This is a genomic window from Streptomyces sp. NPDC058231 (assembly GCF_042882275.1).
GTDB lineage: Bacteria > Actinomycetota > Actinomycetes > Streptomycetales > Streptomycetaceae > Streptomyces.
In genome coordinates, this window is sequence record NZ_JBHVWN010000014.1 from 123,565 (window position 1) to 146,606 (window position 23,042).

21 protein-coding genes are annotated in these 23,042 nt (G+C 71.4%); 12 read left to right on the forward strand and 9 right to left on the reverse strand.

Features of this window, described 5'->3' with window-relative positions; translation table 11 throughout:
• Positions 1-114: 114 nt before the first annotated feature.
• The 5 genes from cseC to ACFVXE_RS13275 form a co-directional block, all read right to left on the reverse strand.
• Entirely contained in the window at positions 115-1,494 is a 1,380-nt protein-coding gene (gene cseC / locus ACFVXE_RS13255; RefSeq protein ID WP_389671260.1) for a two-component system sensor histidine kinase CseC, read from the reverse strand.
• Positions 1,491-2,195 (reverse strand): two-component system response regulator CseB, encoded by a 705-nt coding sequence (cseB, locus tag ACFVXE_RS13260; RefSeq protein ID WP_389671261.1) that lies wholly within the window; start codon positions 2,193-2,195, stop codon positions 1,491-1,493. Before cseB ends, cseC begins: the two co-directional genes overlap by 4 nt.
• Before the next feature lie 9 nt (positions 2,196-2,204).
• Positions 2,205-2,978 carry a hypothetical protein gene (locus ACFVXE_RS13265; protein ID WP_389671262.1) on the reverse strand — a complete coding sequence of 258 codons (774 nt, stop codon included), beginning with the start codon at positions 2,976-2,978 and terminating at the stop codon, positions 2,205-2,207.
• Entirely contained in the window at positions 2,966-3,616 is a 651-nt protein-coding gene (locus ACFVXE_RS13270) for a SigE family RNA polymerase sigma factor (protein WP_389671263.1), read from the reverse strand. Before ACFVXE_RS13270 ends, ACFVXE_RS13265 begins: the two co-directional genes overlap by 13 nt.
• Positions 3,617-3,791: 175 nt before the next feature.
• A complete protein-coding gene (locus tag ACFVXE_RS13275) occupies positions 3,792-4,694 on the reverse strand; it encodes an A/G-specific adenine glycosylase (RefSeq protein WP_389671264.1) in 903 nt (300 codons plus the stop codon).
• A 936-nt stretch (positions 4,695-5,630) separates the two neighbouring features.
• On the opposite strand from ACFVXE_RS13275, the gene ACFVXE_RS13280 reads away from it, so the two are divergent.
• Entirely contained in the window at positions 5,631-6,431 is an 801-nt protein-coding gene (locus tag ACFVXE_RS13280) for a hypothetical protein (RefSeq protein ID WP_389671265.1), read from the forward strand.
• Between the two features lie 100 nt (positions 6,432-6,531).
• Here the strand turns inward: ACFVXE_RS13280 and disA are convergent, their stop codons facing one another.
• On the reverse strand, positions 6,532-7,656 hold the full coding sequence (gene disA, locus ACFVXE_RS13285) for a DNA integrity scanning diadenylate cyclase DisA (protein ID WP_389671266.1): 1,125 nt from the start codon (positions 7,654-7,656) through the stop codon (positions 6,532-6,534).
• Positions 7,657-7,736: 80 nt separating this feature from the next.
• Entirely contained in the window at positions 7,737-9,149 is a 1,413-nt protein-coding gene (radA, locus tag ACFVXE_RS13290) for a DNA repair protein RadA (protein ID WP_389671267.1), read from the reverse strand.
• A gap of 266 nt (positions 9,150-9,415) precedes the next feature.
• Between radA and ACFVXE_RS13295 the strand changes: the two genes are divergently transcribed.
• Positions 9,416-11,287 (forward strand): hypothetical protein, encoded by a 1,872-nt coding sequence (locus tag ACFVXE_RS13295; RefSeq protein ID WP_389671268.1) that lies wholly within the window; start codon positions 9,416-9,418, stop codon positions 11,285-11,287.
• Between the two features lie 42 nt (positions 11,288-11,329).
• Here the strand turns inward: ACFVXE_RS13295 and ACFVXE_RS13300 are convergent, their stop codons facing one another.
• Positions 11,330-12,187 (reverse strand): hypothetical protein, encoded by an 858-nt coding sequence (locus ACFVXE_RS13300; RefSeq protein WP_389671269.1) that lies wholly within the window; start codon positions 12,185-12,187, stop codon positions 11,330-11,332.
• Between the two features lie 39 nt (positions 12,188-12,226).
• Here ACFVXE_RS13300 and ACFVXE_RS13305 point away from each other — a divergent pair, with 39 nt between their 5' ends.
• The 9 genes from ACFVXE_RS13305 to proC all read left to right on the forward strand — a co-directional run bounded on the left by ACFVXE_RS13305 (position 12,227) and on the right by proC (position 20,999).
• A complete protein-coding gene (locus ACFVXE_RS13305) occupies positions 12,227-13,174 on the forward strand; it encodes a Ppx/GppA family phosphatase (RefSeq protein ID WP_389671270.1) in 948 nt (315 codons plus the stop codon).
• 218 nt (positions 13,175-13,392) lie between these two features.
• Positions 13,393-14,220: a sugar phosphate isomerase/epimerase family protein gene (locus ACFVXE_RS13310; RefSeq protein ID WP_389671271.1), complete on the forward strand. Its 828-nt coding sequence runs from the start codon at positions 13,393-13,395 to the stop codon at positions 14,218-14,220.
• Positions 14,217-14,879: a TetR family transcriptional regulator gene (locus ACFVXE_RS13315; RefSeq protein ID WP_389671272.1), complete on the forward strand. Its 663-nt coding sequence runs from the start codon at positions 14,217-14,219 to the stop codon at positions 14,877-14,879. The genes ACFVXE_RS13310 and ACFVXE_RS13315 overlap by 4 nt, the downstream gene beginning before the upstream one ends.
• 191 nt (positions 14,880-15,070) lie before the next feature.
• A complete protein-coding gene (gene ilvD / locus ACFVXE_RS13320) occupies positions 15,071-16,921 on the forward strand; it encodes a dihydroxy-acid dehydratase (RefSeq protein ID WP_389671273.1) in 1,851 nt (616 codons plus the stop codon).
• Between the two features lie 115 nt (positions 16,922-17,036).
• Positions 17,037-17,591: a hypothetical protein gene (locus ACFVXE_RS13325; protein WP_389671274.1), complete on the forward strand. Its 555-nt coding sequence runs from the start codon at positions 17,037-17,039 to the stop codon at positions 17,589-17,591.
• A gap of 23 nt (positions 17,592-17,614) precedes the next feature.
• Positions 17,615-18,421 carry a class I SAM-dependent methyltransferase gene (locus ACFVXE_RS13330; protein ID WP_389671275.1) on the forward strand — a complete coding sequence of 269 codons (807 nt, stop codon included), beginning with the start codon at positions 17,615-17,617 and terminating at the stop codon, positions 18,419-18,421.
• A gap of 97 nt (positions 18,422-18,518) precedes the next feature.
• Positions 18,519-19,286, forward strand: coding sequence for an ABC transporter ATP-binding protein (locus ACFVXE_RS13335; RefSeq protein WP_389671276.1), 768 nt, complete (start codon positions 18,519-18,521; stop codon positions 19,284-19,286).
• On the forward strand, positions 19,283-20,113 hold the full coding sequence (locus ACFVXE_RS13340; RefSeq protein WP_389671277.1) for an ABC transporter permease: 831 nt from the start codon (positions 19,283-19,285) through the stop codon (positions 20,111-20,113). Before ACFVXE_RS13335 ends, ACFVXE_RS13340 begins: the two co-directional genes overlap by 4 nt.
• A gap of 76 nt (positions 20,114-20,189) precedes the next feature.
• Entirely contained in the window at positions 20,190-20,999 is an 810-nt protein-coding gene (proC, locus tag ACFVXE_RS13345; RefSeq protein ID WP_389671278.1) for a pyrroline-5-carboxylate reductase, read from the forward strand.
• Between the two features lie 3 nt (positions 21,000-21,002).
• Here the strand turns inward: proC and ACFVXE_RS13350 are convergent, their stop codons facing one another.
• Entirely contained in the window at positions 21,003-21,590 is a 588-nt protein-coding gene (locus ACFVXE_RS13350; protein WP_389671279.1) for a cysteine hydrolase family protein, read from the reverse strand.
• 74 nt (positions 21,591-21,664) lie between these two features.
• Between ACFVXE_RS13350 and ACFVXE_RS13355 the strand changes: the two genes are divergently transcribed.
• A complete protein-coding gene (locus tag ACFVXE_RS13355) occupies positions 21,665-22,675 on the forward strand; it encodes a GlxA family transcriptional regulator (RefSeq protein ID WP_389671280.1) in 1,011 nt (336 codons plus the stop codon).
• The last annotated feature ends 367 nt before the right edge of the window (positions 22,676-23,042 follow it).

Below are 23,042 nucleotides of genomic sequence, written 5' to 3' on the forward strand. Positions count from 1 at the left end.
TTTGGGGGGGCCGGTTTTTTTTTTAAACCCCCCCCCCCCCCCTCGGCGCCGCGCCCGGGGGGCCCCTCGGACCGTGTGCCCCAAGGGCCTCTCCGTCTCCCGGACCCGCCCGGGTCAGCCGCCGGAGTACGAGCCGTCCGAAGGTGTGGCAGCCCGTGTGTTCGCGGACCCGCGCTGCTCGGCGAGATGCAGGACCGGGAAGCTACCGGTGGTCGTCGGCGCGTGCTCCGGCAGCCACAGCACGGCGATCGCTCCACCGGTTCCCTGCGCCGCGCCCCGCGGCGCCGCGTTGCGGAAGGTCAGCCGGGCACCGAGCACCCGGGCCTGACCGGCGGCGATCGTCAGTCCCAGACCGTGCCCTTGCCCGGAGCGGTCGCTGCTGCCGGTACGGAACCGGCTCGGCCCTTCGCGCAGCAACGCCTCCGGGAAGCCGGGCCCGTGATCGCGTATGCGCACCAGCCGGCCCTCGACCGTGACCTCCACCGGGGTGGAGCCGTGCTTCGCGGCGTTTCCCAGCAGATTGCCGAGGATCCGTTCCAGCCGGCGTGGATCGGTGCTGACCCACGACTCGTGCACGACCTGGACCCGCACGTCCGGGTCGAGCAGCGCGATCCGGCGGCTGACGAACTCACCGAGTGCGATCTCCTGAAGTTCGGCCCGCTCCGACGCACTGTCCAGCCGGGCCACCTCCAGTACGTCCTCGACGAGCGTGCGCAGCGCCTGCGCCCTGTCCCGCACCAGCTCGGTGGGGCGGCCCGGCGGCAGCAGCTCGGCCGCCGTCAGCAGCCCGGTCACGGGGGTGCGCAGTTCGTGCGCGATGTCCGCGGTGACCCGGCGCTCCGCCTCGATCCGTTCGTTCAGCGCGTCCGTGAGGGCGTCCACCGCGCGGGCCAGCTCGTCGGTCTCGTCCTGGACGACCCCGCCGACGGCCTCCCGGACCCGTACCCCCGTATTGCCCTGGGCGACCTTGCCTGCCGCGGCCGCCGCCTTGCGCAGCCGGCGCGACAGCTGACCGCCGATCAGCACGCCCAGCGCACAGCCGCCGAAGACCACGGAGACGGAGCCGATGATCAGTGCCCGGTCGAGATCGCCCATGATCGTGGCGGAGCGGTCCGCGAAGCGGGTGTGCAGCGACAGCACATCGCCGTTGGCCAGAGGCACGGCGGCCCACACATCGGGCACTCCGTCCGCGTTCTCGTCGACATGCGTGGCACGCCGGTTCCTGCGCGTCTCCGCGCGCAGGCTCAGCGGCATCGTCGGGTCGTTGAGCTTGGCGCCGAACTTCGGCTCGGCCTTCTTCGTCTTCGTCGCCTCGTACAGCAGCTGCGCGTAGGTCAGCCGTTCCAGTTGGACCTCGCGGGCGTTCTCCAGCATCGAGACACGGGCGGCGTTGTGGACGACGAGGCTGAGCGCGACGGCGATGAGTGCGCCGACCGCGGCGATCGCGATACTGATCTTCCAGCGGACACCCGTCCGCAGAGCCAGTCGCTTCATGCCTTGAGCTTGTAGCCGAAGCCGCGGACCGTCTCGATCCGGTCCTGTCCGATCTTCGTCCGCAGCCGCTGCACATGGACATCCACGACCCGGGTGTCCCCGCCCCAGCCGTAGTCCCAGACCCGCTCCAGCAGCTTGTCGCGGGAGAGCACCGTGCCGGGGGCGGACGAGAACTCGAGCAGCAGCCGCATCTCCGTCGGGGTCAGCGCCACCTGCTCGCCGGCCCTGCGTACCTCCATGCCCTCGGTGTCGACCTCCAGATCACCGAAGACCAGCACCCCTCCGTCGGGCTGCGACCCCGAGTCCGCGCCCCCCGGCCGGCCGCCCGAAGCATGACCGAAGCGGCGCAGCACGGCGCGGATCCTGGCGACCAGGACGGCGCCGTCGAAGGGTTTGGTGACGTAGTCGTCGGCGCCGGCCTCCAGGCCGAGCACCACATCGATCGAATCGGCGCGGGCCGACAGCATGATCACCGGGACCGTCGACTCGTCCCGGATGCGTCGGCACAGACTGACCCCGTCCAGCCCCGGCACCATCACGTCGAGCAGGGCGATGTCCGGCCGGTCGGCCCGGAACGCCTCCAGGCCGGAGAGACCGTCGGGCATCGCGGTGACCGCGAAACCGTCTCTCTCCAGTGCCAGCTGGGTGGCCTCGCGGATGACATCGTCGTCCTCGACGAACAGGACGTGGGTCTCGGCCATCGACAGCTCTCAGTTCTTCGTCGGTTCCGCGGGCTCCGGGAGTTCCCCTTCTCCGTTGCCCACGGCTCTGTTGAAGTCGTTGTGCACGCGGTCGTGCTCGGTGAACCGGTTGTCGGCCCAGTGGTACGTGACCACTTCCTCGCCCGACGGGTACGCGACCGCGTCCTTCTTCTCGTACACCTGCGTCGTCACCACCAGATCCCCCCGGTCGATGGTGCCGTAGACCGCGGGCTGCTCGGTGGTGAAGATGTTCTCGTACGTGCCGTCGCTCCGTTCGCGGTACACGTAGGTGCCGACACCCACCGAGTCGCCGCAGGTCATCACGTTCACCACGACGTCCGCCGAGCGGCCGCCGGTCAGCGTGCCGTACGAGGTGTCGACCGGGTACTCGTCGCCGGTGCAGGGCTTCAGATCCGTTCTGACCCGCTCGCTCACCCGGGAGTCCCGCTTGACCAGCTGGACCACATCGACCCGCGGGGTGGGCCTGACCGTGGACGCCGCGGTGGACGTCGGTGTGACCTGGGCGACCGGCTGGGTGCCGGCCGGACCCTCGTCGCGCGTCCCGGTGCCGCCGGTGGAGCAGCTGACGGCGAGCAGCGCGAAAGCGGCGAGCCCGACCAGCGCCGTACTGCCTGTCGCCCAGCCGTTCGGACGGCACCCGCCCCGGACAGTCGCTCCGTCGGCGCCGGATGTCCCGCTGCGGCCGACGGCGCCGCCGCCGACCGTCCCGCTCCGGTGGGCGGCCGTCGATCCGCCGTCACCGCTGCCCGTCAGGCCGCGCACCGCTCCCGCCCCCGCTCGTCATGGCGCCGGTCCGCCTGTCCACGAACCTGCGCCCCCACCCGTGCACGCTCCGGAGTTCCGGAGGCCGGAGTACGCTCGCCCGCAGTGCGGCCGCGGGCCTCACGGGCCCTGGCTTCCCTGCTCATGGCCTCGCGGCTCTCCAGCTCCTGGCGCAACCGCGCCAGCGCACGGTGCAGCGTGCTCTTCACCGTACCGGCCGACATGCCGAGCGCCGCGGCCGTCTCCTCCGTGCTCATCTGCTCCCAGTGTCGCAGCACCACGACACTGCGCTGCTTGGGAGCCAGCACTCCGAGGACATCCATCAGCAGGGCACGGTCGGCGCGCTGCTCGGTGCCGTCCTCGACGCTGGCGTCGGGCAGCTGCTCGGTGGGTACCTCCTCCAGCTTGCGCGCCCGCCACCACTCCGTACGCGTGTTGATCATGACGCGGCGCAGGTAGGCATCGGCCAGGGACTTGTCGGCGATGCCGTCCCAGCGGCCGAAGGTACGAGCCAGGGCGGTCTGCAGCAGGTCCTGCGCGTCCACCGGATCCGGGACCAGTCGGCGCGCACTGCGCAACAGGGCCTCCTGCCGGGTGCGTACGTACTCCTCGAATTCGAGCACCTCGCCCTGCGCCATTCCAACCGCCTCCGTCCCCGTAGAACCGCGTCGAACCTCCGCCAGCCGCTGGTGGCTGCTGACGGTCGGAGACGTTACGGAGCGGTTGTCACGGCGCTGTGCGGAGCAGCCATACGCCGACGCACGGCTGTCCATCGGTTGTGTAACAACGGGGGAGGGCCCGCGTGCTGCGTCCCTAGCTCAGCGGCAATCGGTACTGGCCGCCCGGGAGCGGCTCGACCAGACCGTCGGCGACCAGGCCGTCCAGCGCCCGTGCCCGTTGCACCGGCTCCTCCCAGACGCTGTCCAGCGCGGCCTGCGACACCGGGGTCACCGCCTCACGCAGGACGGCGAGCAGTCGTCCGCGCACCTGCCGGTCCGTTCCCGCGTAGGTCTGACCTCGGCGAGGGGGCCCCTGATGCGCGGGCTTCCCGGCCAGCCGCCAGGCACACTGCGTGGCGATCGGGCATCGCGTGCAGTCCTCGTTCTTGGCGGTGCAGACGAGCGCGCCGAGCTCCATCGTCGCCGCCGCCCAGCGAGCCGCCCGTTCGTCCTCGTCGGGGAGGAGCGCGCGGGCGAGTTTCCGCTCGGCGGCGGTGGTCGCGTTCGGCGGGTACTGAATGCCGGTCGCGGCCCGGGCGAACACCCGGCGGACGTTCGTATCGAGTACGGCATGACGCTGCCCGTACGCGAAGGAGGCCACGGCCGCCGCCGTGTACTCGCCGATCCCGGGCAGCGCGAGCAGCTGGCCGTGCTCGCTCGGTACGTCGCCGCCGTGTCGTTCAGTTATTGCCTGCGCGGCGCCGTGCAGGCGCAGTGCGCGTCGCGGATAGCCGAGCCGGCCCCAGGCGCGGACCGCTTCACCGGGCGGCTCCGCGGCAAGGTCGGCGGGGCGCGGCCAGCGGGCGAGCCACTGTTCGTACACCGGGAGAACTCGGCTGACGGGGGTCTGCTGCAGCATGAACTCGCTCACCATCACACCCCAGGCGCCCGCTTCGGGGCGGCGCCAGGGCAGATCGCGGGCGTGCTGGTCGAACCACCCGATGACGGGAGTGTGGAGGGATGTGGGGGGCGTCTGTGTCGCAGTCATGGCAGTCATCGCAGGCCGATCCTGGCACGGAAGGGCAGACGATGGTCATGGGCACGGGGGTGTCGCGACTCATGGGGGCCCTTGGGGTGATAATGCCACCCGTCTGTCCCCACGACGAGACCCGATCAGCGCCCTTCGCCGCGGTTCCGGAGGAGGCCGTTCGTTCCCGGGCCCGCTGTCCGGACCGCCAGGGGCGGCGGGCTCCCCCGCACCGTACGGGCGAGCGATTGCGCCGGGCGCGCCGGGTGCGCCGGCGGGATGATCACCAGGGTCGCCACGGATCCGCCCACCGACGGACCCGCGTCTGCATCGTGTGGACAGTGCGCGCCGACGCGGGCCCGCGAGAAGGCGATCAGCCCGGTCACCCGTGGGCGGACAGGGCGCCGGCGAGGTGACAGCGCCGGCGACCGCCCTGCAGGGGCGCTCCTCGTCCACCACCGGTTTGAGCATCTCGCTGACCGCGAGGCCGGCAGCTGTCGCGAGCGGCGCAAGCGCCGACAGGGCCAGGACCGCCGCATCCGCTCCGCGCGCACGTCACCGGCCCACGACGAGAAGGACACCGAAGAACAGCAGCCCGAGCGCCGTCCGTATCTGGGCGAGATGCTGCACCCACGGCTGCGCCGGGTGCGAAGCCGACGATGTGGCGGTACGGAGAGGAGGAGGGCGAGGAGAGGAGAGGGCCGGCGGGGCAGGAGAGGCAGGAGCTGTGACAGGGCTGTCGGACACGGGAGTTGCAGCGGAAAGAACCGCCACGGCAGTCGAACTCGTCATGTGACACACCGTAGGCAAAGCGGCGCCACCGTCACGGTGGGCGATCGTCGGGGGTCACACCTGACGAAAATAGGGGGCAGAACCAGCCACCCCGTGATGATGATCCGTAAAACTTGGCGATCAGGGCGGCGGGTGGGGCGGGAGTTGGCGCCGATCTCTCGTAGAGTTTGGGCCGTGGGATCTCTGCGCAATCCGATCGGGCCGCTTCCCTCCACCATTTACTGGCGACGGAGGGCCGTAGCGGTGGCGCTGGTTGTGCTGCTCGCGCTGTTGGTCGCATGGGTCGTCACCTCGGGTGGCGGCGCGGGGGACAAGGACGACTCCCGGCCCAACGGGTCCGGTCCCGCACACTCGATCACCCCGGGGCCGAGCGGATCCGGCCCCGCCATCAGCCAACAGCCCGGCGGACGCGACGAGTCGGACGACTCGGGTGGGAGCGGCGACAGCGGAAGCGGTACGGACGCGGGTTCCGACGGGTCGGGTGACGGCAGCGACGGCGGCTCGGGGAACTCCGGTTCCGGATCCGGTCCGGTGTCCGGCGGAGCCGTCGGCCAGCAGGTCCCGGCAAGCTCTTCGATCCCCGACTGCACGTCCTCCGCACTGCAGTTGACCCTGCGCACCGAGCTCACCTACGGCCCGGGCCGGAAGCCCAGGTTCCAGCTGATCGCGAAGAACACGTCTTCGGCCGACTGCAAGGCCGACTTCGGGCCGAAGAGCGCGGTGCTCACCGTCACGGAAGCGGCCGGCGACGAGGTGTGGTCCTCCGAGGACTGCCCGCGCAACGGCGCCGGCGTGCTGCTGAGGGTCCCGGCGGGTTCGACGATCGTCCACACCGTGGAGTGGGACCGGAAGAAGAGCGCCCCGCACTGCGCGACACCGCCTGCGGGAACTCCGGGGCCTGGTACGTATCTCGTCGAGGCGAAGTCCCCCGGCGAGCCGCTCCAGCGCGCCTCGTTCGTCCTCGCGAAGGACTGAACGGAACGAGGGCGCAGCCCGAAACGCATTCGGGGCCCGGTCCGTCGACCGGGCCCCGCGCCATGAGCCGTATCCGGCCCCGTACTGCGTGCCGCGCGCCCTACACGTAACGCTCGAGAATCGACGACTCGGCCAGCCGGGAAAGTCCCTCGCGCACGCTTCGCGCCCGCGCCTCGCCGACCCCGTCCACCGTCTGGAGATCGTCCACGCTCGCCGCGAGCAGCTTCTGCAGTCCGCCGAAGTGTTCCACCAGCCGGTCGATGATCGCTCCGGGCAGCCGCGGCACCTTCGCCAGCAGCCGGAAACCGCGCGGCGAGACCGCGGAGTCCAGCGTCTCGGGCGAGCCGCTGTACCCCAGCGCCCGTGCCACGACCGCGAGTTCGAGCAGCTCGGTGTGGGAAAGCGCGTCCAGTTCGGTCAGGGCCTCCGTCACCGTGCGGGACCGCTTCGCGGTCGGCTCCGGCACGTAGTCGCGCACGACTAGCTCACGCTCCGGCTCGACCCCCGCGATCAACTCGTCGAGCTGGAGCGAGAGAAGACGGCCGTCGGTGCCGAGCTCCACCACGTACTCGGCGATCTCGGTGGCGATCCGGCGCACCATCTCCAGGCGTTGTGCGACGGCCGTCACATCGCGGACCGTCACCAGGTCCTCGATCTCCAGCGCGGAGAGCGTGCCCGCGACCTCGTCGAGCCGGAGCTTGTACCGCTCCAGGGTGGCGAGGGCCTGGTTGGCGCGGGAGAGGATCGCGGCGGACTCCTCCAGGACCCGGCGCTCCCCGTCGACGTACAGCGCGATCAGATGCATCGACTGCGATACCGAGACGACCGGGAAGTTGCACTGCTTGGAGACCCGGTCCGCCGTGCGGTGCCGGGTGCCGGTCTCCTCGGTGGGGATGGAGGCGTCCGGGACCAGCTGCACGCCGGCCCGCAGGATCTTGGTCATGTCCTTGTCCAGGATCAGCGCCCCGTCGAGCTTGGCCAGCTCGCGCAGCCGCGTCGCGGTGAACTCCACGTCCAGCACGAAACCGCCGGTGCACATGGACTCGACGGTCTTGTCCATGCCCAGCACGATCAGCCCGCCGGTGTTGCCACGGAGGATGCGCTCCAGGCCGTCCCGCAGGGCCATTCCGGGCGCGACGGCGGTCAACGAGGCGCGCATCAGCGCCTCGTTACCGGTGCCTTGGCCGGACTTTCCGGGCGATGCTGCCCGGTCGTTGGCTGCCACTGCACTCCTCCGGTCACAGGTTTGCGGTGCCCTTACGTCCCTCATACCGTTCGTACGGACGGGCGAGACCAGGGCAAAGTCTACCGGCGCGCGTTGTCCTCCCGTGGGGCCTCCGTACGAGACCGGCGCGGGAGCACTCTGAGCGCGTCGCCCATGTTGGCGACTTCCGTGACCTTCATACCGGGCGGGACCTTCCCCGGGTCGGTCGGGACCAGCGCATGCGTGAAGCCCAGACGGTTTGCCTCGGCCAGTCTGCGCTGTACCCCGGTCACCCTTCTGACCTCGCCCGCGAGGCCCACCTCGCCGATCGCGACCAGGTTCTTGGGGAGCGGTGTGTCGCTCGCCGCGCTGGCCAGCGCCAGTGCGACCGCGAGGTCGGCGGCGGGCTCGGAGAGCTTCACGCCCCCTACCGTCGCGCTGTAGATGTCCCGTTTGCCGAGTGAGCTGATCCGGCCCCGTTGCTCCAGAACGGCCAGCATCATCGAGACCCGGGACGTCTCCAGGCCGGAGGTGGTGCGCCGGGGCGAGGGGATCTGCGAATCTACCGTCAGCGCCTGCACCTCGGCGACGAGCGGGCGCCGTCCCTCCAGGGTGACCGTCAGACAGGTGCCAGGTACGGGCTCGTCGCGCCGGGTGAGGAAGAGTCCGGAGGGGTCGGCGAGGCCGGTGATGCCCTCGTCGTGCAGTTCGAAGCAGCCGACCTCGTCGGTCGCGCCGTAGCGGTTCTTCACGCCCCGGACGAGCCGCAGGCGGGCGTGACGGTCGCCCTCGAAGGACAGCACCACGTCGACGAGGTGCTCCAGCAGCCGCGGCCCGGCGATCGCGCCGTCCTTGGTCACATGGCCGACCAGCAGGGTGGACATGCCGCGTTCCTTGGAGGCGCGGATGAGCGCTCCGGCGACCTCGCGGACCTGGGCCATGCCGCCGGGGGCGCCGTCGATCTCGGGCGAGGCGACGGTCTGCACGGAGTCGAGAATGAGCAGGGACGGCTTGACCGCGTCCAGATGGCCGAGGACCGCGGAGAGGTCGGTCTCGGCGGCGAGGTAGAGGTGGTCGTTGATCGCCCGGATGCGGTCGGCGCGCAGCCGCACCTGGCTCGCGGACTCCTCCGCGGTGACATACAGCGTGCGGTGCTCGTCGCTGGCGGCCTTGGCGGCCACGTCCAGCAGGAGCGTCGATTTGCCCACGCCCGGCTCGCCCGCGAGCAGCACCACGGCGCCGGGGACGAGCCCGCCGCCGAGCACCCGGTCGAGCTCGTCGACCCCGGTCGACCGGGCGGTGGCCTGCCGGCTGTCGACCTGGCCGATGGGGACCGCGGCCGAGCTGACGCGGCCGGCCGCCGTCGTCCGCACGGCAGGGGCGCCGCCGAATTCCTCGACCGTCCCCCATGCCTGGCATTCGGGACAGCGACCGAGCCACTTGGCGGTGGTCCAGCCGCACTCGGTGCAGCGGTAGGACGGCCGGTCCTTCGCGGTTTTCGTACGGGCAGCCATGGCGCCACCGTATAGGTGAGGACTGACAACGCCGCCCGGCGCGGGTCCCGGCAGCACCCGCGGGCGTCCGGGGCGGGGCGCACGGACGCGAAGGACGGGAAGAAGACAGGGGAGCCGGGGAAGGGGGGAGAGGAGAGAAGGGAGGGGAAGGGAAGGTCGTGCGGAATCGGGGATTCCTGTCCCCATTTGAGCGATACGTTCACCCGTAAGGGTTAAAAGTACGCAAGGCGCGCTGAGGGCGGGCCTGCCCTGTCTACGGTCGCCGGGTGACGAGTAGCAGGCTGGAGACACCCACGCACACCACCGGCGCACACCGGGCGCAGCGCCGAGCGTCCCACTCGTCGCCGCAGCGACCGCCGTCCCGCTACGAGCCCTATCTCGACGGCCTGTTCACCTACTGCCTCTCCGTGCTCTGCGACCACGAGGGAGCCGTCGAGGCGCTCGGCGGTGTGCTCGCCCTCGCGGAACGGCAGGACGGGCGCTGCCCGGCCGGCGAGCAGGAACGTAAAACCTGGTTGTACGCGCTGGCCAGGTGGGTGTGTCTGCGCAAGCTCGCCGAGCAGCGGCGGGCCCGTCGGACACACCCCCGGCAGGCCGGAAGGCGGGCGGGAAAGCACTCGGTACGACGGGCCGGTGAACAGACGGCGGAACAACCGGAGCGGCAGTCGCACGGGACGGTCACGCGGGGGGCGCACTCCGTGCACCGCACGCCGGGCTCCGCCGCGGACGTCACGCCCGCCGCGCACGGCTGTGCCCCCGAGCCCGACCCGGCTGTCGAGGCGCACCGCCGCGAACTCGCACAGCTGGCCTGGCCGGAAGCCGCCGGCACCACTCCCGAACAGCGCGAAGCGCTCGAACTCGCCGTACGTCACCGCCTCGCCCCCGGCGCCGTGGCCGCCGTCCTCGGGCTCGAACCCGCGGCCGCCCGTGAGCTCCTTGCCGCGGCGGGCTGCGAAGTGGAACGCACCCGCGCCGCCCTCGCCGTGGTCGAGACCGGTAACTGCCCCACCGTCGCCCGGCTCACCGGCGACCACCGGGTCCTGCTCTCCGCCGCCCTGCGCCGCGAACTGGTCCGCCACGTCGACGACTGCCCCCGCTGCCGCCGAGCCGCCGAACGGGCCGGCGCCGAGGGCCCCTGGCCCGGCGGTGCCTTCACACCTGCCGCCGCACTCCCGCTCGCCGAGGCGCCGCGGCCGTCCGCGTACGTCGCGATGGTCCACGCCCAGAAGAATCGGTCCGGCACCCCGCGCTTCGACCGGGCGGGCTTCCCGGTGGACCCGAAGGACCACGCCGCGCGCCGGGACCGGCTGCGGGCGAGAGTCGTGACGACGACGGTGGTGGCGACGGTCGTCGCCGCTCCGGTGATCGCGCTGTGGTCCGCCTACCGGGGAGCCCCGCTGACCGGCGAGGCGCACGGCGGCTCCTCGGTCGCCGCGACGGGAGCGGACGACCGGCGCGGCCTGGAGGGCGAACCGTACGACTACGAGAACGCGGGCAACGCCAGCCCCGATCCCGGCACCCGCTTCCGGGACGGCGAGCGCACCCCGGACGTCTCGGCCGAGGTCGTCAGCTCGGCAGGCGGCCGGCCCGGCCCCGGGCCGCTCCGGATCACGGCCCGCTCCTCCGGTGGCACGACGCTGATCACGCTGACCGCCTCCGGCGGCACACCCGTGGCCTGGTCGGCACGGGCGGATGCCTCCTGGCTGCGTCTGAGCAGGTCCTCCGGGACCCTCGCGGCGGGTGAGAGCGTGACGATCCACGTACTGGTGGACCGCGCACGGGAACCGGCAGGACCCTGGAGGGCGCGGGTCGGCCTCGCGCCATCGGGCTCGGCCGTGGCGATCAGCGGTTACGGGGTCGCTCCGTCCGGGGGCCCGGCAGTTCCGTCCCACTCCGCCGAACCGTCCCACTCCGCCGACCCGTCCACCCCCTCCGGTCCGTCGGGGCCACCGACGTCCTCGCCGACCCCCACGGACCCCGCGACCCCCGCAGACCCCACTCCGTCACCGAGCGACCCCACCCCCGGGCCGACGGATCCCACCCCGTCACCGAGCGACCCGACACCGTCCCCCGAACCGACGGATCCGTCGAGCCCGCCCGGCCCGGAGACAAGTCCGAGCGATCCCCCGAGGGACTGACGCGTCCCCGCAGGACGGATTGACGCGTACGAGCCCGGGCCCTCAGGACTCCGCAGGCCTCACCGGGTCCGCCGGATGCGGCGCCATGGGCAGCAGCGAGGACAGCCGCTCCTCGCACAGCTCGACCAGCCGCGCGTACGCCTTCTCGCCCATCAGCTCGACGAGCTCGGGCCGGTAGGTCACATAGACCGGATCCCCGGCCCCGTGCGCCGACGTCGCGGACGTGCACCACCAGTGCAGGTCGTGGCCGCCGGGACCCCAGCCCCTGCGGTCGTACTCGCCGATCGACACCTGCAGCACGCGCGTGTCGTCCGGCCGGTCGATCCAGTCGTAGGTCCGCCGGATCGGCAGTTGCCAGCAGACGTCCGGCTTGGTCTCCAGGGGCTCCTTGCCCTCCCGCAGGGCCAGGATGTGCAGCGAGCAGCCGGCTCCGGCCGCGAAGCCGGGCCGGTTCTGGAAGATGCAGGAGCCCTTCCAGCGGCGCGTCTGCCGTTCCCCGTCGTCGTCGACCTCGACCCAGCCGGTCTCGGTACCGACGTCGTGGTACTGCCACAGCTCCGGGGTCAGCCGGGCGACGTGCTCCGCCACCCGCTTCTCGTCGTCCTCGTCGGAGAAGTGCGCACCCAGCGTGCAGCACCCGTCGTCCGCGCGGCCCGCCTGGATGCCCTGGCAGCCACTGCCGAAGATGCAGGTCCACCTGGAGGTCAGCCAGGTCAGGTCGCAGCGGAAGACCTGTTCGTCGTCCGCCGGGTCGGGGAATTCGACCCAGGCGCGCGCGAAGTCGATCCCCTTCTCGTCTTCGGACCGGTCCGGTCCGTTCGCTTCCGGTTGCTGCATCTCCCGCTTCGCCTTCTGGTTCTTCGTGACTTTGCCCGGCTTCGCCTTTTTCGTCTTTGGCACGGGCCAAGAGTAAGTCCGCAGGCGCAGTAGCGTTCCGGTATGAGACTCGGAGTCCTCGACGTGGGGTCGAACACGGTTCATCTGCTGGTGGTGGACGCGCACCCCGGCGCCCGCCCGCTGCCCGCGCATTCGCACAAGGCGGAGCTGCGGCTGGCCGAACTTCTCGACGCGGACGGGGCGATCGGACCGGTGGGCGTGGACCGGCTCGTGACGACGATCGCCGACGCCCTGCAGGCCGCCGAGGACAAGGGCTGCGAGGACGTGCTGCCGTTCGCCACCTCCGCGGTACGGGAAGCGAGCAACGCCGACCAGGTGCTGGCCCGGGTACGGGACGAGACGGGCGTCGACCTCGCCGTGCTCAGCGGCGAGGAGGAGGCCCGGCTCACCTTTCTCGCGGCCCGCCGCTGGTTCGGCTGGTCCGCGGGGAAGCTGCTGATCCTCGACATCGGCGGCGGCTCGCTGGAGGTGGCGTTCGGGATCGACGAGGAGCCCGACGCCGCCGTGTCGCTGCCGCTCGGGGCCGGGCGCCTCACCGCGGGCTGGCTGCTCGGCGATCCGCCGGACCAGGCGGAGGTGAAGACGCTGCGCCGGCATGTGCGGGCCAGCATCGCCCGTACGGTCGGGGAGTTCAGCCGCTTCGGCAGCCCCGACCATGTGGTGGCGACCTCCAAGACCTTCAAACAGCTCGCCAGGATCGCCGGGGCCGCCCGCTCCACCGAGGGTCTTTACGTGCAGCGCGCCCTCACCCGGAAGTCGCTGGAGGAGTGGGTGCCGAAGCTGGCGGCGATGACCGCCGACCAGCGCGGCCGGCTGCCCGGGGTCTCCGAGGGGAGGGCCGGCCAGTTGCTCGCCGGGGCGATGGTCGCCGAGGGGGCGATGGACCTCTTCGGGGTCGAGGAACTGGAGATCTGCCCGTGGGCGCTGCGCGAGGGCGTGATCCTGCGGCGCCTGGACCACCTGCCGGCGCCGGCCACGGTCCTCGGCTGAGCGGGGGAGGGCGGCTCAGGGGCGGCCCGGGAACCCCGCAGGGACGGAAGCGGTCGAGCGGCGGCGGCACGGGACCGGGGGCGGCACAGCGAGGAGGGGCGGGTAGGACGGGACACTCACGGTTGCGGCGGCACGGGGGACGGCACGGGGAAGAGGCCCTTCTCACTTTCCGCCGCGGTCCCTCGGTGGCGCGCACACCCGCCCCGTACCCTGTCTGCGTGGCAGAACCAGTGGTGCGCATCCCGGATGCGAGGGTCGCCCTGTCGACGGCTTCCGTCTATCCGGAGTCGACGGCGACGGCCTTCGAGATTGCCGCGCGTCTGGGCTACGACGGTGTCGAGGTGATGGTCTGGACCGATCCCGTCAGCCAGGACATCGAGGCGCTGCGACGGCTCTCGGACCATCACCAGGTACCGATCCTCGCCGTCCACGCGCCCTGTCTGCTGATCACGCAACGCGTCTGGTCCACCGATCCGTGGGTGAAGCTGCAGCGGGCCCGGGCGGCCGCGGAGAAGCTCGGGGCGACGACCGTCGTCGTCCATCCGCCGTTCCGCTGGCAGCGGCAGTACGCGCGCGATTTCGTCAACGGGATCTGGCGCATGGCGGACGAGACCGACGTGCGGTTCGCCGTCGAGAACATGTACCCGTGGCGGTACCGGGACCGCGAGATGCTCGCGTACGCCCCCGACTGGGACGTCACCAACGACGACTACCGCCACTTCACCGTGGACCTCTCGCACACCGCGACCGCACGCACCGACGGCATGGCCATGGTCGGCCGGATGGGCGACCGGCTGGCCCATGTCCACCTCGCCGACGGCAAGGGCTCGAACAAGGACGAACACCTGGTGCCGGGGCGCGGCGACCAGCCCTGCGCCGAACTGCTGGAGCGGCTGGCGCGCACGGGCTTCGACGGCCATGTCGTCATCGAGGTCAACACCCGCCGCGCCATGTCCGCCGCCGAACGCGAGGCCGACCTGGCGGAGGCGCTCGCCTTCACCCGACTGCACCTGGCGTCCTCGTCGGTGCAGATCCCGCGTTCATGACCGACGGCACCACGGGCGAGCACCGGGGCGGGGAGAGCGCCGGCCACCCGCCCGACAAGCGCCCCAGACGTCGGGGCCGCCCCGCCCGTACCACCGAAGCCACCGGCCCGGGTGCCCGCGAGCGCATCCTCGAAGCGGCGCGCACCGAATTCGCCGAACGCGGCTACGACAAGACATCGATCAGGGGCATCGCCAAGGCCGCAGGCGTCGACGCCGCACTCGTCCATCACTACTTCGGCACGAAGGACGATGTCTTCGCCGCCGCGATCGAGGTCACCTTCGAACCCGCGCTGGTGGTCCCGGCGGTACTCGGCAAGGGCACGGAGGGCCTGGGGGAGCGGTTGGCCCGCTACTTCATCGAGGTATGGGAGAACCCCGCGACCCGAGCCCCCCTGCTGGCGGTCATGCGGTCCGCGCTGACGCACGAGGCGGCGGCGAAGGTGCTGCGCGGCTTCGTGCTGCGGCGGCTGCTGGAGCGGGTCGCGGAGGCGCTCGACGTACCTGACGCGACGTTCCGCGCGGAGCTGGCCGCGTCGCACATGATCGGGATCGCGATGCTCCGCTACGTGATCAAGGCGGAGCCGCTGGCCTCCGCGGATCCGGAAAAGATCATCACCATGGTGGCTCCGACGCTGCAGCGCTACCTGACGGAGGCCTGAGCGCCTCGCCGCCACCGGTCGTCGCGGGCCTCCAGGGCCGCGGCCGGCCACCACCGGACCCCGGCCCGCAGCGGCGGATGCGTCCGCCCACTCAGTGAGCACGTCATCCCGCATTACGGACAAGGTGTCCAGATCCTGGAGTCGGGGCGTAGGCTCGAAGACAGTCTTTTCTGTCGAAGGAGCGAGAGACGATGCCCCAGCTGAGGTCCCGCACTGTCACCCACGGCCGCAACATGGCGGGCGCCCGCGCCCTTATGCGGGCTTCGGGCGTAGCCGGCGAGGACATCGGCAAGCCGATCGTCGCGGTCGCCAACTCCTTCACCGAGTTCGTCCCCGGCCACACGCACCTCGCCCCGGTGGGCAGGATCGTCTCCGATGCCATCAAGGCCGCGGGCGCCGTCCCGCGCGAGTTCAACACCATCGCCGTCGACGACGGCATCGCCATGGGCCACGCCGGGATGCTCTACAGCCTCCCGTCCCGCGACCTGATCGCGGACTCGGTCGAGTACATGGTCGAGGCGCACTGCGCGGACGCGCTGATCTGCATCTCCAACTGCGACAAGATCACGCCCGGCATGCTGATGGCGGCGATGCGGCTGAACATCCCGACGGTCTTCGTCTCCGGCGGCCCGATGGAGGCCGGCAAGGCCACCCTGGTCGACGGCACCGTCCGCAAACTGGACCTGATCAACGCCATCACCGACGCCGTCGACGAGAACGTCTCCGACGAGGACATCCTCCGTATCGAGGAGAACGCCTGCCCCACCTGCGGCAGCTGTTCCGGCATGTTCACCGCCAACTCGATGAACTGTCTGACCGAGGTCCTCGGCCTCTCCCTCCCCGGAAACGGCTCCGTCCTCGCCACGCACACCGCCCGCAAGGCGCTGTACGAGGAGGCCGGCCGCACGGTCGTCGAGATCACCAAGCGCTACTACGAACAGGACGACGAGACGGTCCTGCCGCGCTCCATCGGCACCCGCGCCGCGTTCGACAACGCGATGGCGCTGGACATCGCCATGGGCGGTTCCACCAACACGATCCTGCACCTGCTCGCCGCCGCGCAGGAGGCCGAGCTGGCCTACGACCTCGATGACATCAACGAGGTCTCGCGCCGCGTCCCCTGCCTGTCGAAGGTCGCGCCCAACGTGGCCCCCGGCGGCACGTACTACATGGAGGACGTCCACCGGGCCGGCGGCATCCCCGCCATCCTCGGCGAGCTGCACCGCGGCGGTCTGCTCGACGAGGACGTGCACTCGGTGCACTCCGCCACTCTCGGCGAGTGGCTGAAGAACTGGGACGTCCGCGGCGGCTCCCCGTCGCCCGAAGCCGTCGAGCTGTGGCACGCGGCTCCCGGATGCGTCCGTTCCGCGACCGCCTTCTCCCAGTCCGAGCGCTGGGACACGCTCGACCTGGACGCGGCGGGCGGCTGCATCCGCGACCTGGAGCACGCCTACTCGAAGGACGGCGGCCTCGCGGTCCTGAAGGGGAACCTCGCCGAGGACGGCTGCGTCGTGAAGACGGCAGGCGTCGACGAGTCGATCTGGACCTTCGAGGGCCCGGCAGTCGTCTGCGAGTCGCAGGAAGAGGCCGTCGACAAGATCCTCCGCAAGGAGATCAAGGAGGGCGACGTCGTCGTCATCCGCTACGAGGGCCCGCGCGGCGGTCCGGGCATGCAGGAGATGCTCTACCCCACCTCCTTCCTGAAGGGCCGCGGTCTCGGCAAGAGCTGTGCCCTCGTCACCGACGGCCGCTTCTCCGGCGGTACGTCGGGGCTGTCGATCGGCCACGCTTCGCCGGAGGCGGCATCGGGCGGCACGATCGCCCTCGTCGAGGACGGCGACCGGATCCGGATCGACATCCCGAACCGGTCCATCGAGCTCCTCGTCCCGGACGCCGAGCTGACCACCCGCCGGGAGGCGCTGAACGGCGTGTACGCGCCGAAGAACCGCGAGCGCAAGGTCTCGGCGGCGCTGCGGGCGTACGCGGCGATGGCGACGAGCGCGGACCGCGGCGCGGTGCGCGACGTCTCGAAGCTCGGCTGACCCGGCAACGGATCCCGCAGACGGCGGCCCCCGGCGATCAACATCCGCCGGGGGCCACCGCGCAGCCGAGGTGGCGCCGCGGTCGCCGGTGACGGCCCGGGGATAATCGACCTCCGTGAGCGAGAAAAGCCATCCCCTCGACGGCGCCGTGCCTTCCGGCGCGAGCAGCGGAACCGGTACCTCCCCCGGCCCGGAACCCGAGCCCATCCGCTTCTTCGGTACGACCTGGGTCGCCCACGACGGCCGGTACGGGCTCCGCCGGGCCGGCGCCGCGGTCGGCTCGCTCGTCGCGGCCGTCGCCGCCTGCTGGGTGCTCCGCTTCGCCTACCAGGGCCTGGAGATCGCCGACATCGGCGGTTTCGTCGGCGTCATGGTCGTCCTGATGTTCGCCGTGTGCAGCGCCGTCGCCTTCCGCAGGACCTGGGACGGCTTCAGCCGCCGCCCCGCCGACCCGGCCCGCGAGGAGAACCTGCGTGGCCTGAAGGCCATCGGCTTCGTGGGCTCGCTCCTCGCGTACTTCTTCCGCTCGTTCCTGGAGGCGCCGGGCGAGAAGCTGCGGCGTGAGGAGTACGAGACGGCTGTCGCCCGGTACGCGAAGCGCCGCGCGGCCCGGACCGGGAGTCCGGCGGGACGGAAGGCGTCCCAGGGCCGGAAACCCCGGCGCAAGTAGCCCGGCGGGGCGACGATGGCAACATGTCACGAACCGGCCCCGCCTCCCCCGACGCCGCAGCCTCGGCCTCCGCCGAGCAGCCCGGCCCGCACCGTCCCCGCGCCCTCTCCTTCGACCGGGCCGCCGCCCGGTACGCAGCGGCCCGGCCCGGCTACCCGCCCGAGCTCTTCGCCGCGGTCGAGGAGCTCACCGGCCGCCCGCTGCGCGGCGCCCGCACGCTCGACGTCGGCGCGGGCACCGGCATCTCCACCCGCCTCCTGGCCGGCCGCGGGGCACACGTCACCGCCGTCGAACCGGGTCCCGGCATGGCGGCGGAACTGCACCGGGCGCTCCCGGACGTACCGATCGTGCGTGGCGACGGCAACCACCTCCCCTTCGCCACCGCCTCGGCCGACCTCATCACGTACGCGCAGTCCTGGCACTGGACCGATCAGGCCCGCTCCGCCCCCGAGGCCCTCCGCGTCCTGCGGCCGGGTGGCGCGCTCGTGCTCTGGTGGAACGTTTCCGATCACGCCGTTCCCTGGATCGCCGAGCAGGACGCGCGGCTGCGCCGCTTCTTCGGCGCGGACGACAGCGCGCACGGCTCGCCCGTCCGATCCCGCGACCTGCCCGCCGCTCTCGGCTTCGCACACCGCCAGGTGCCCTGGACCCGGCAGGTCTCCATCGACACCCACCTCGCCAACCTCGGCAGCCACTCCGCCTTCCTCGTCCTCGGCGAGGAACCCGCGCGTCGATTCCTCACCGAGGAGCGCGACCGGCTCGCGGAACTCTTCCCGGAAGGCACGGTCGAGGAGAGCTACGTGGTCGACCTCGGCGTGGCGATGCGCTGACCCCCACCCCGCAACGGCCCGCCCCGAGGCCGTCCGACGCCCCCTCGCCGCACGGATCCCTTGACGAGAGGGTCGCGCGAGGATAAATATTCATCGCATGATGAATTCTTCGGGCGTCGCCGTCGAAGCCCGCGGCCTCACGGTCGTACGAGGCAGCCGCACCATCCTGCGAGGCCTCGACTTCACCGTCGAACCCGGCAGGATCACCGGCCTCCTCGGCCCCTCCGGCTGCGGCAAATCCACCCTGATGCGGGCCGTCGTCGGCACCCAGGCCAAGGTCACCGGAACCCTCGACGTCCTCGGTGCCCCCGCGGGCCACCCCACCCTCCGCCCGCGCATCGGTTACGTCACCCAGTCGCCGTCGGTCTACACCGACCTCAGCGTCCGGCAGAACCTCGACTACTTCGCGGCGATCCTCCAGCCGGGCCGCCGACACCGGGACACCCGCCGCGCCGCGGTCGCCCGAGCCCTCACCGACGTGGACCTGAACAGCCACGCGGACGCCCTCGCCGGCAACCTCTCCGGCGGCCAGCTCGCCCGTGTCTCCCTCGCCGCCGCCCTGCTCGGCACCCCCGAACTCCTGGTGCTCGACGAGCCGACCGTCGGGCTCGACCCCGTGCTCCGCCGCGACCTGTGGCGCCTCTTCCACGCCCTGGCCGCCGACCACGGCACCACGGTCCTCGTCTCCTCGCACGTCATGGACGAGGCCGAGCGCTGTCACCGCCTGCTCCTCATGCGCGAGGGCGAGATCCTCGCCGACGGCACCCCCGAGGCACTGCGCACCGATACCGGAACCGCCACCGTCGAAGAAGCCTTCCTCCACCTGGTCGACGAGGCCGCCACCCGTCAGGAGAACGCCCGATGAGCACGACGGACACGAACAGCACGACGCAGCCGGCAGCCGGCCCCGGCGCCGCAGCGGCCGCGCACCGCCCCGGGCCCCGGCCCCTGGCCCTCAGCCCCGCCCGCACGCTCGCGACGGCCGCCCGGGTCCTGCGCCAGCTGACCCACGACCCGCGCACCGTCGTGCTGCTGCTCCTCATCCCGGTCGTGATGATCACGCTGCTCCGGTTCGTCTTCGACGGCAGCCCGCAGACCTTCGACGCCATCGGCGCCTCGCTCCTCGGCATCTTCCCGCTGATCACGATGTTCCTGGTCACCTCGATCGCCACCCTGCGCGAACGAACCTCGGGCACCCTGGAACGCCTCCTCGCCCTGCCGCTCGGCAAGGGCGACCTGATCGCCGGTTACGCGCTCGCGTTCGGCGCCGTCGCGATCATCCAGTCCCTCCTGGCCACCGCACTCTCGGTCTGGGCGCTCGGCCTGGACGTCACCGGCTCCCCGTGGCTGCTGCTCCTCGTCGCCCTGCTCGACGCCCTGCTCGGCACGGCACTCGGCCTGTTCGTCTCCGCCTTCGCCGCGTCCGAGTTCCAGGCCGTCCAGTTCATGCCGGCCGTGATCTTCCCGCAGCTCCTGCTCTGCGGACTGTTCGTCGCACGCGACCGGATGGCGTCCGTCCTCGAAGCGATCTCGAACGTCCTCCCCATGTCGTACGCGGTCGACGGGATGAACGAAGTCCTCCATCACACCGACATCACCGGCAACTTCGTCCGCGACGTCCTGATCGTGGCCGGCTGCGCCCTCCTCGTCCTCACCCTCGGCGCAGCCACCCTCCGGCGGCGCACCGCCTGAAGTCCCGGTGCGAGGATGGCGGCGACGACGCACCAACAGAACCGCGTACCACCGCACCGTCCGGAGGGTGAACCACATGACCCAGACAGTCGCAGTCCTCGGCACCGGGAAGATCGGCGAGGCTCTGCTCAGCGGCATGATCCGGGCGGGCTGGCGCTCGGCCGACCTGCTGGTCACCGCCCGCCGTTCCGAGCGCGCCGAGGAGCTCCGTACCCGTTACGGCGTCGAGTCCGTCAGCAACGCCGAAGCCGCCAAGCGCGCCGACATCCTCATCCTCGCGGTCAAGCCCCAGGACATGGGCCGGCTCCTCGACGAGCTCACCCCCCACCTCACCGCCGACCGCCTGGTCATCAGCGCCGCCGCCGGCATCACCACCGCATTCATCGAGGACCGCCTCGCCGCGCAGACCCCGGTCGTACGCGTCATGCCGAACACCCCCGTCCTCGTCGACGAGGGCATGTCGGTCATCTCCGCGGGCAGTCACGCCACCACCGAACACCTCGTCACCACCGAGACGATCTTCGGCGGCGTCGGCAAGACGCTCCGCGTCCCGGAGTCGCAGCAGGACGCGGCGACCGCGCTCTCCGGCTCGGGACCCGCGTACTTCTACTTCCTCGTCGAGGCGATGACCGACGCGGGCATCCTGCTCGGCCTGCCCCGCGCCCAGGCGCACGACCTGATCGTGCAGGCAGCCATCGGCGCGGCGGTGATGCTCCGGGACAGCGGCGAACACCCGGTCAAGCTCCGCGAAGCGGTCACCAGTCCGGCCGGCACCACCATCAGCGCCATCCGCGAACTGGAGAACCACGGCGTACGTGCCGCCCTCATCGCTGCCCTCGAAGCAGCCCGCGACCGCAGCCGCGAGCTGGCCTCGGGCAACGGCTGAGCCTCACTTCCCGGCAGCGGACACCAGTTCCGCACTGGTCACGACCTTCGCGAACCCACCGCTGTGCAGCGACACAGCGGTGGCCCGCGCCAGCTCCTCCGCGCTCAGCGCCCACCCCCACGGCCCGACGCCGTCGAACGTGTACGTCGCATCGAACGCGAAGAACACCTCGTAGCCGAGGTTCCCGCCCATCCGCGCCGTCGTCTCGGCGCACATGTTGGTCTGGATTCCGGCCACCACGATCTGCCGCACCCCGCTCTCGTCCAGCCACGCGGCCAGATCGGGTGTCCCGTAGAAGGCGGAATTCACGCTCTTCGTCAGGAACAGCTCGGGCCCACCGCCCTTCCCGCGCCGCTCCTCCACATACGCTTTGAAGTCGTTTCCGGGATACCCCGGCCGCAGGGGCGAATCAGGCTTGGTCGAGTCATGCCGCACGAACACGACAGGCCGCCCGGTCGCCTGCCAGCCGTCGATCAGTTGCGCAATGTTCCGGTCCGCCTCGGAATTGTTCCGCGGTCCCCAGTGGGCCTCCTCCTCGAATCCCTCCTGCACGTCCACCACGATCAGGGCTGCGTTCTCTGCGATCTCCATGAGGTCGATGTTCCCGCTCCGCGCCGCCATCCCCCAGAGGGCAAAAAGCCATCGATCGATGCTTTACTGCCAGCATGGCGTCCGATCCCGCACCCACGCGCATCGCTCTGATGTCCTTCCCCGGAGTCCGGGCCTTCGACGTCTCGGTCATCACCGAGGTCTGGGGCGTGGACCGTACCGACCGCGGGGTCCCGCCCTTCGACCTGCGCCGCACCGCCGCCGCGCCGACGCCCATCCCGCTGCGGGGCGGGCTCTCCCTCACCCCGGACCGCACCCTCGCCTGGCTGAGCCGTGCGGACCTGGTCGTCGTCCCCGGGCTCGACGACCATCTGACGCCGGCCCCCGCCCCGGTCCTCGAAGCCCTCCGCCGGGCCCATGCCCGGGCCACCCCGATCGCCGCTCTCTGCGGGGGCGCGTTCACCCTCGCCCAGGCGGGCCTGCTCGACGGCCGTCAGGCGGTCACCCACTGGAACCTCACCGAACTCCTGCGCACCCACCATCCCCTTGTGACCGTCGTGCCGGACGCGCTGTTCCTCCATGACGACAACATCTGGACGTCGGCCGGCACCGCGGCGGGCATCGACCTCTGCCTCCACCTCGTCCGTACGATCCATGGCGCCGAAGCCGCGGCGACGATCGCCCGTTCGATGGTCACGGCCCCGTTCCGCACCGGCACCCAGGCCCAGTTCATCGAACAGCCGACCCCGCAGACGGATCGCGATGCCGACACCCTCGCGGAGGTACGCGCCTTCGCCCTGGCCCATCTGGCCGAGCCGCACACGGTGGCCGGCCTCGCCGCCCGCGCCGGCATGTCCCCCCGCTCCTTCGCCCGCCACTTCCAGGCCACCACCGGCACCACACCCCTGCGCTGGTTGATCACCCAAAGGATCGCCGCAGCCCAGAAGCTGCTGGAACGCACCGACCTGCCACTTCCCGAGGTGGCCCGCCGTACCGGTTTCGGCAGTGACATCACCATGCGCCAGCACTTCGCCACCCAGCTGGCCACCAGCCCCCGTGAGTACCGCCTGGCTTTCCGCGACACCCTGCCCCTGGCCAGAGTTGACACGACCCACCCACATCCGTAATGTGCTCCGAGCTGTCCGACGTGAGCGCCGACTCCGGTCGGTCCCCGGACAGCGATTCCGCAGGAACCACATCGAGCGAGCGACAACTGTCGCCTGGCTTTCTGTGCGCATTTGCGAAATGAGGAATCCACGTTCGAAGGAACGTGCCCCGATTAGCGTCAGGGCCCAGGATTCCGCTAAAGTCTCACTCGTCCGAACGGCCCAACGGCCGGGGTGACAAGCCCGCTGACTGGGAATCAGGACCGAAAGGATCTGATAGAGTCGGACTCGCCGGAAAGGGAATCGCGAAAGCGAGGAGCTGGAAGGCGCAGTAAAAATTCTCCTGCTCCGCAGGGGGCCGCTTCGACCGGGAATCGGACACGAAAGA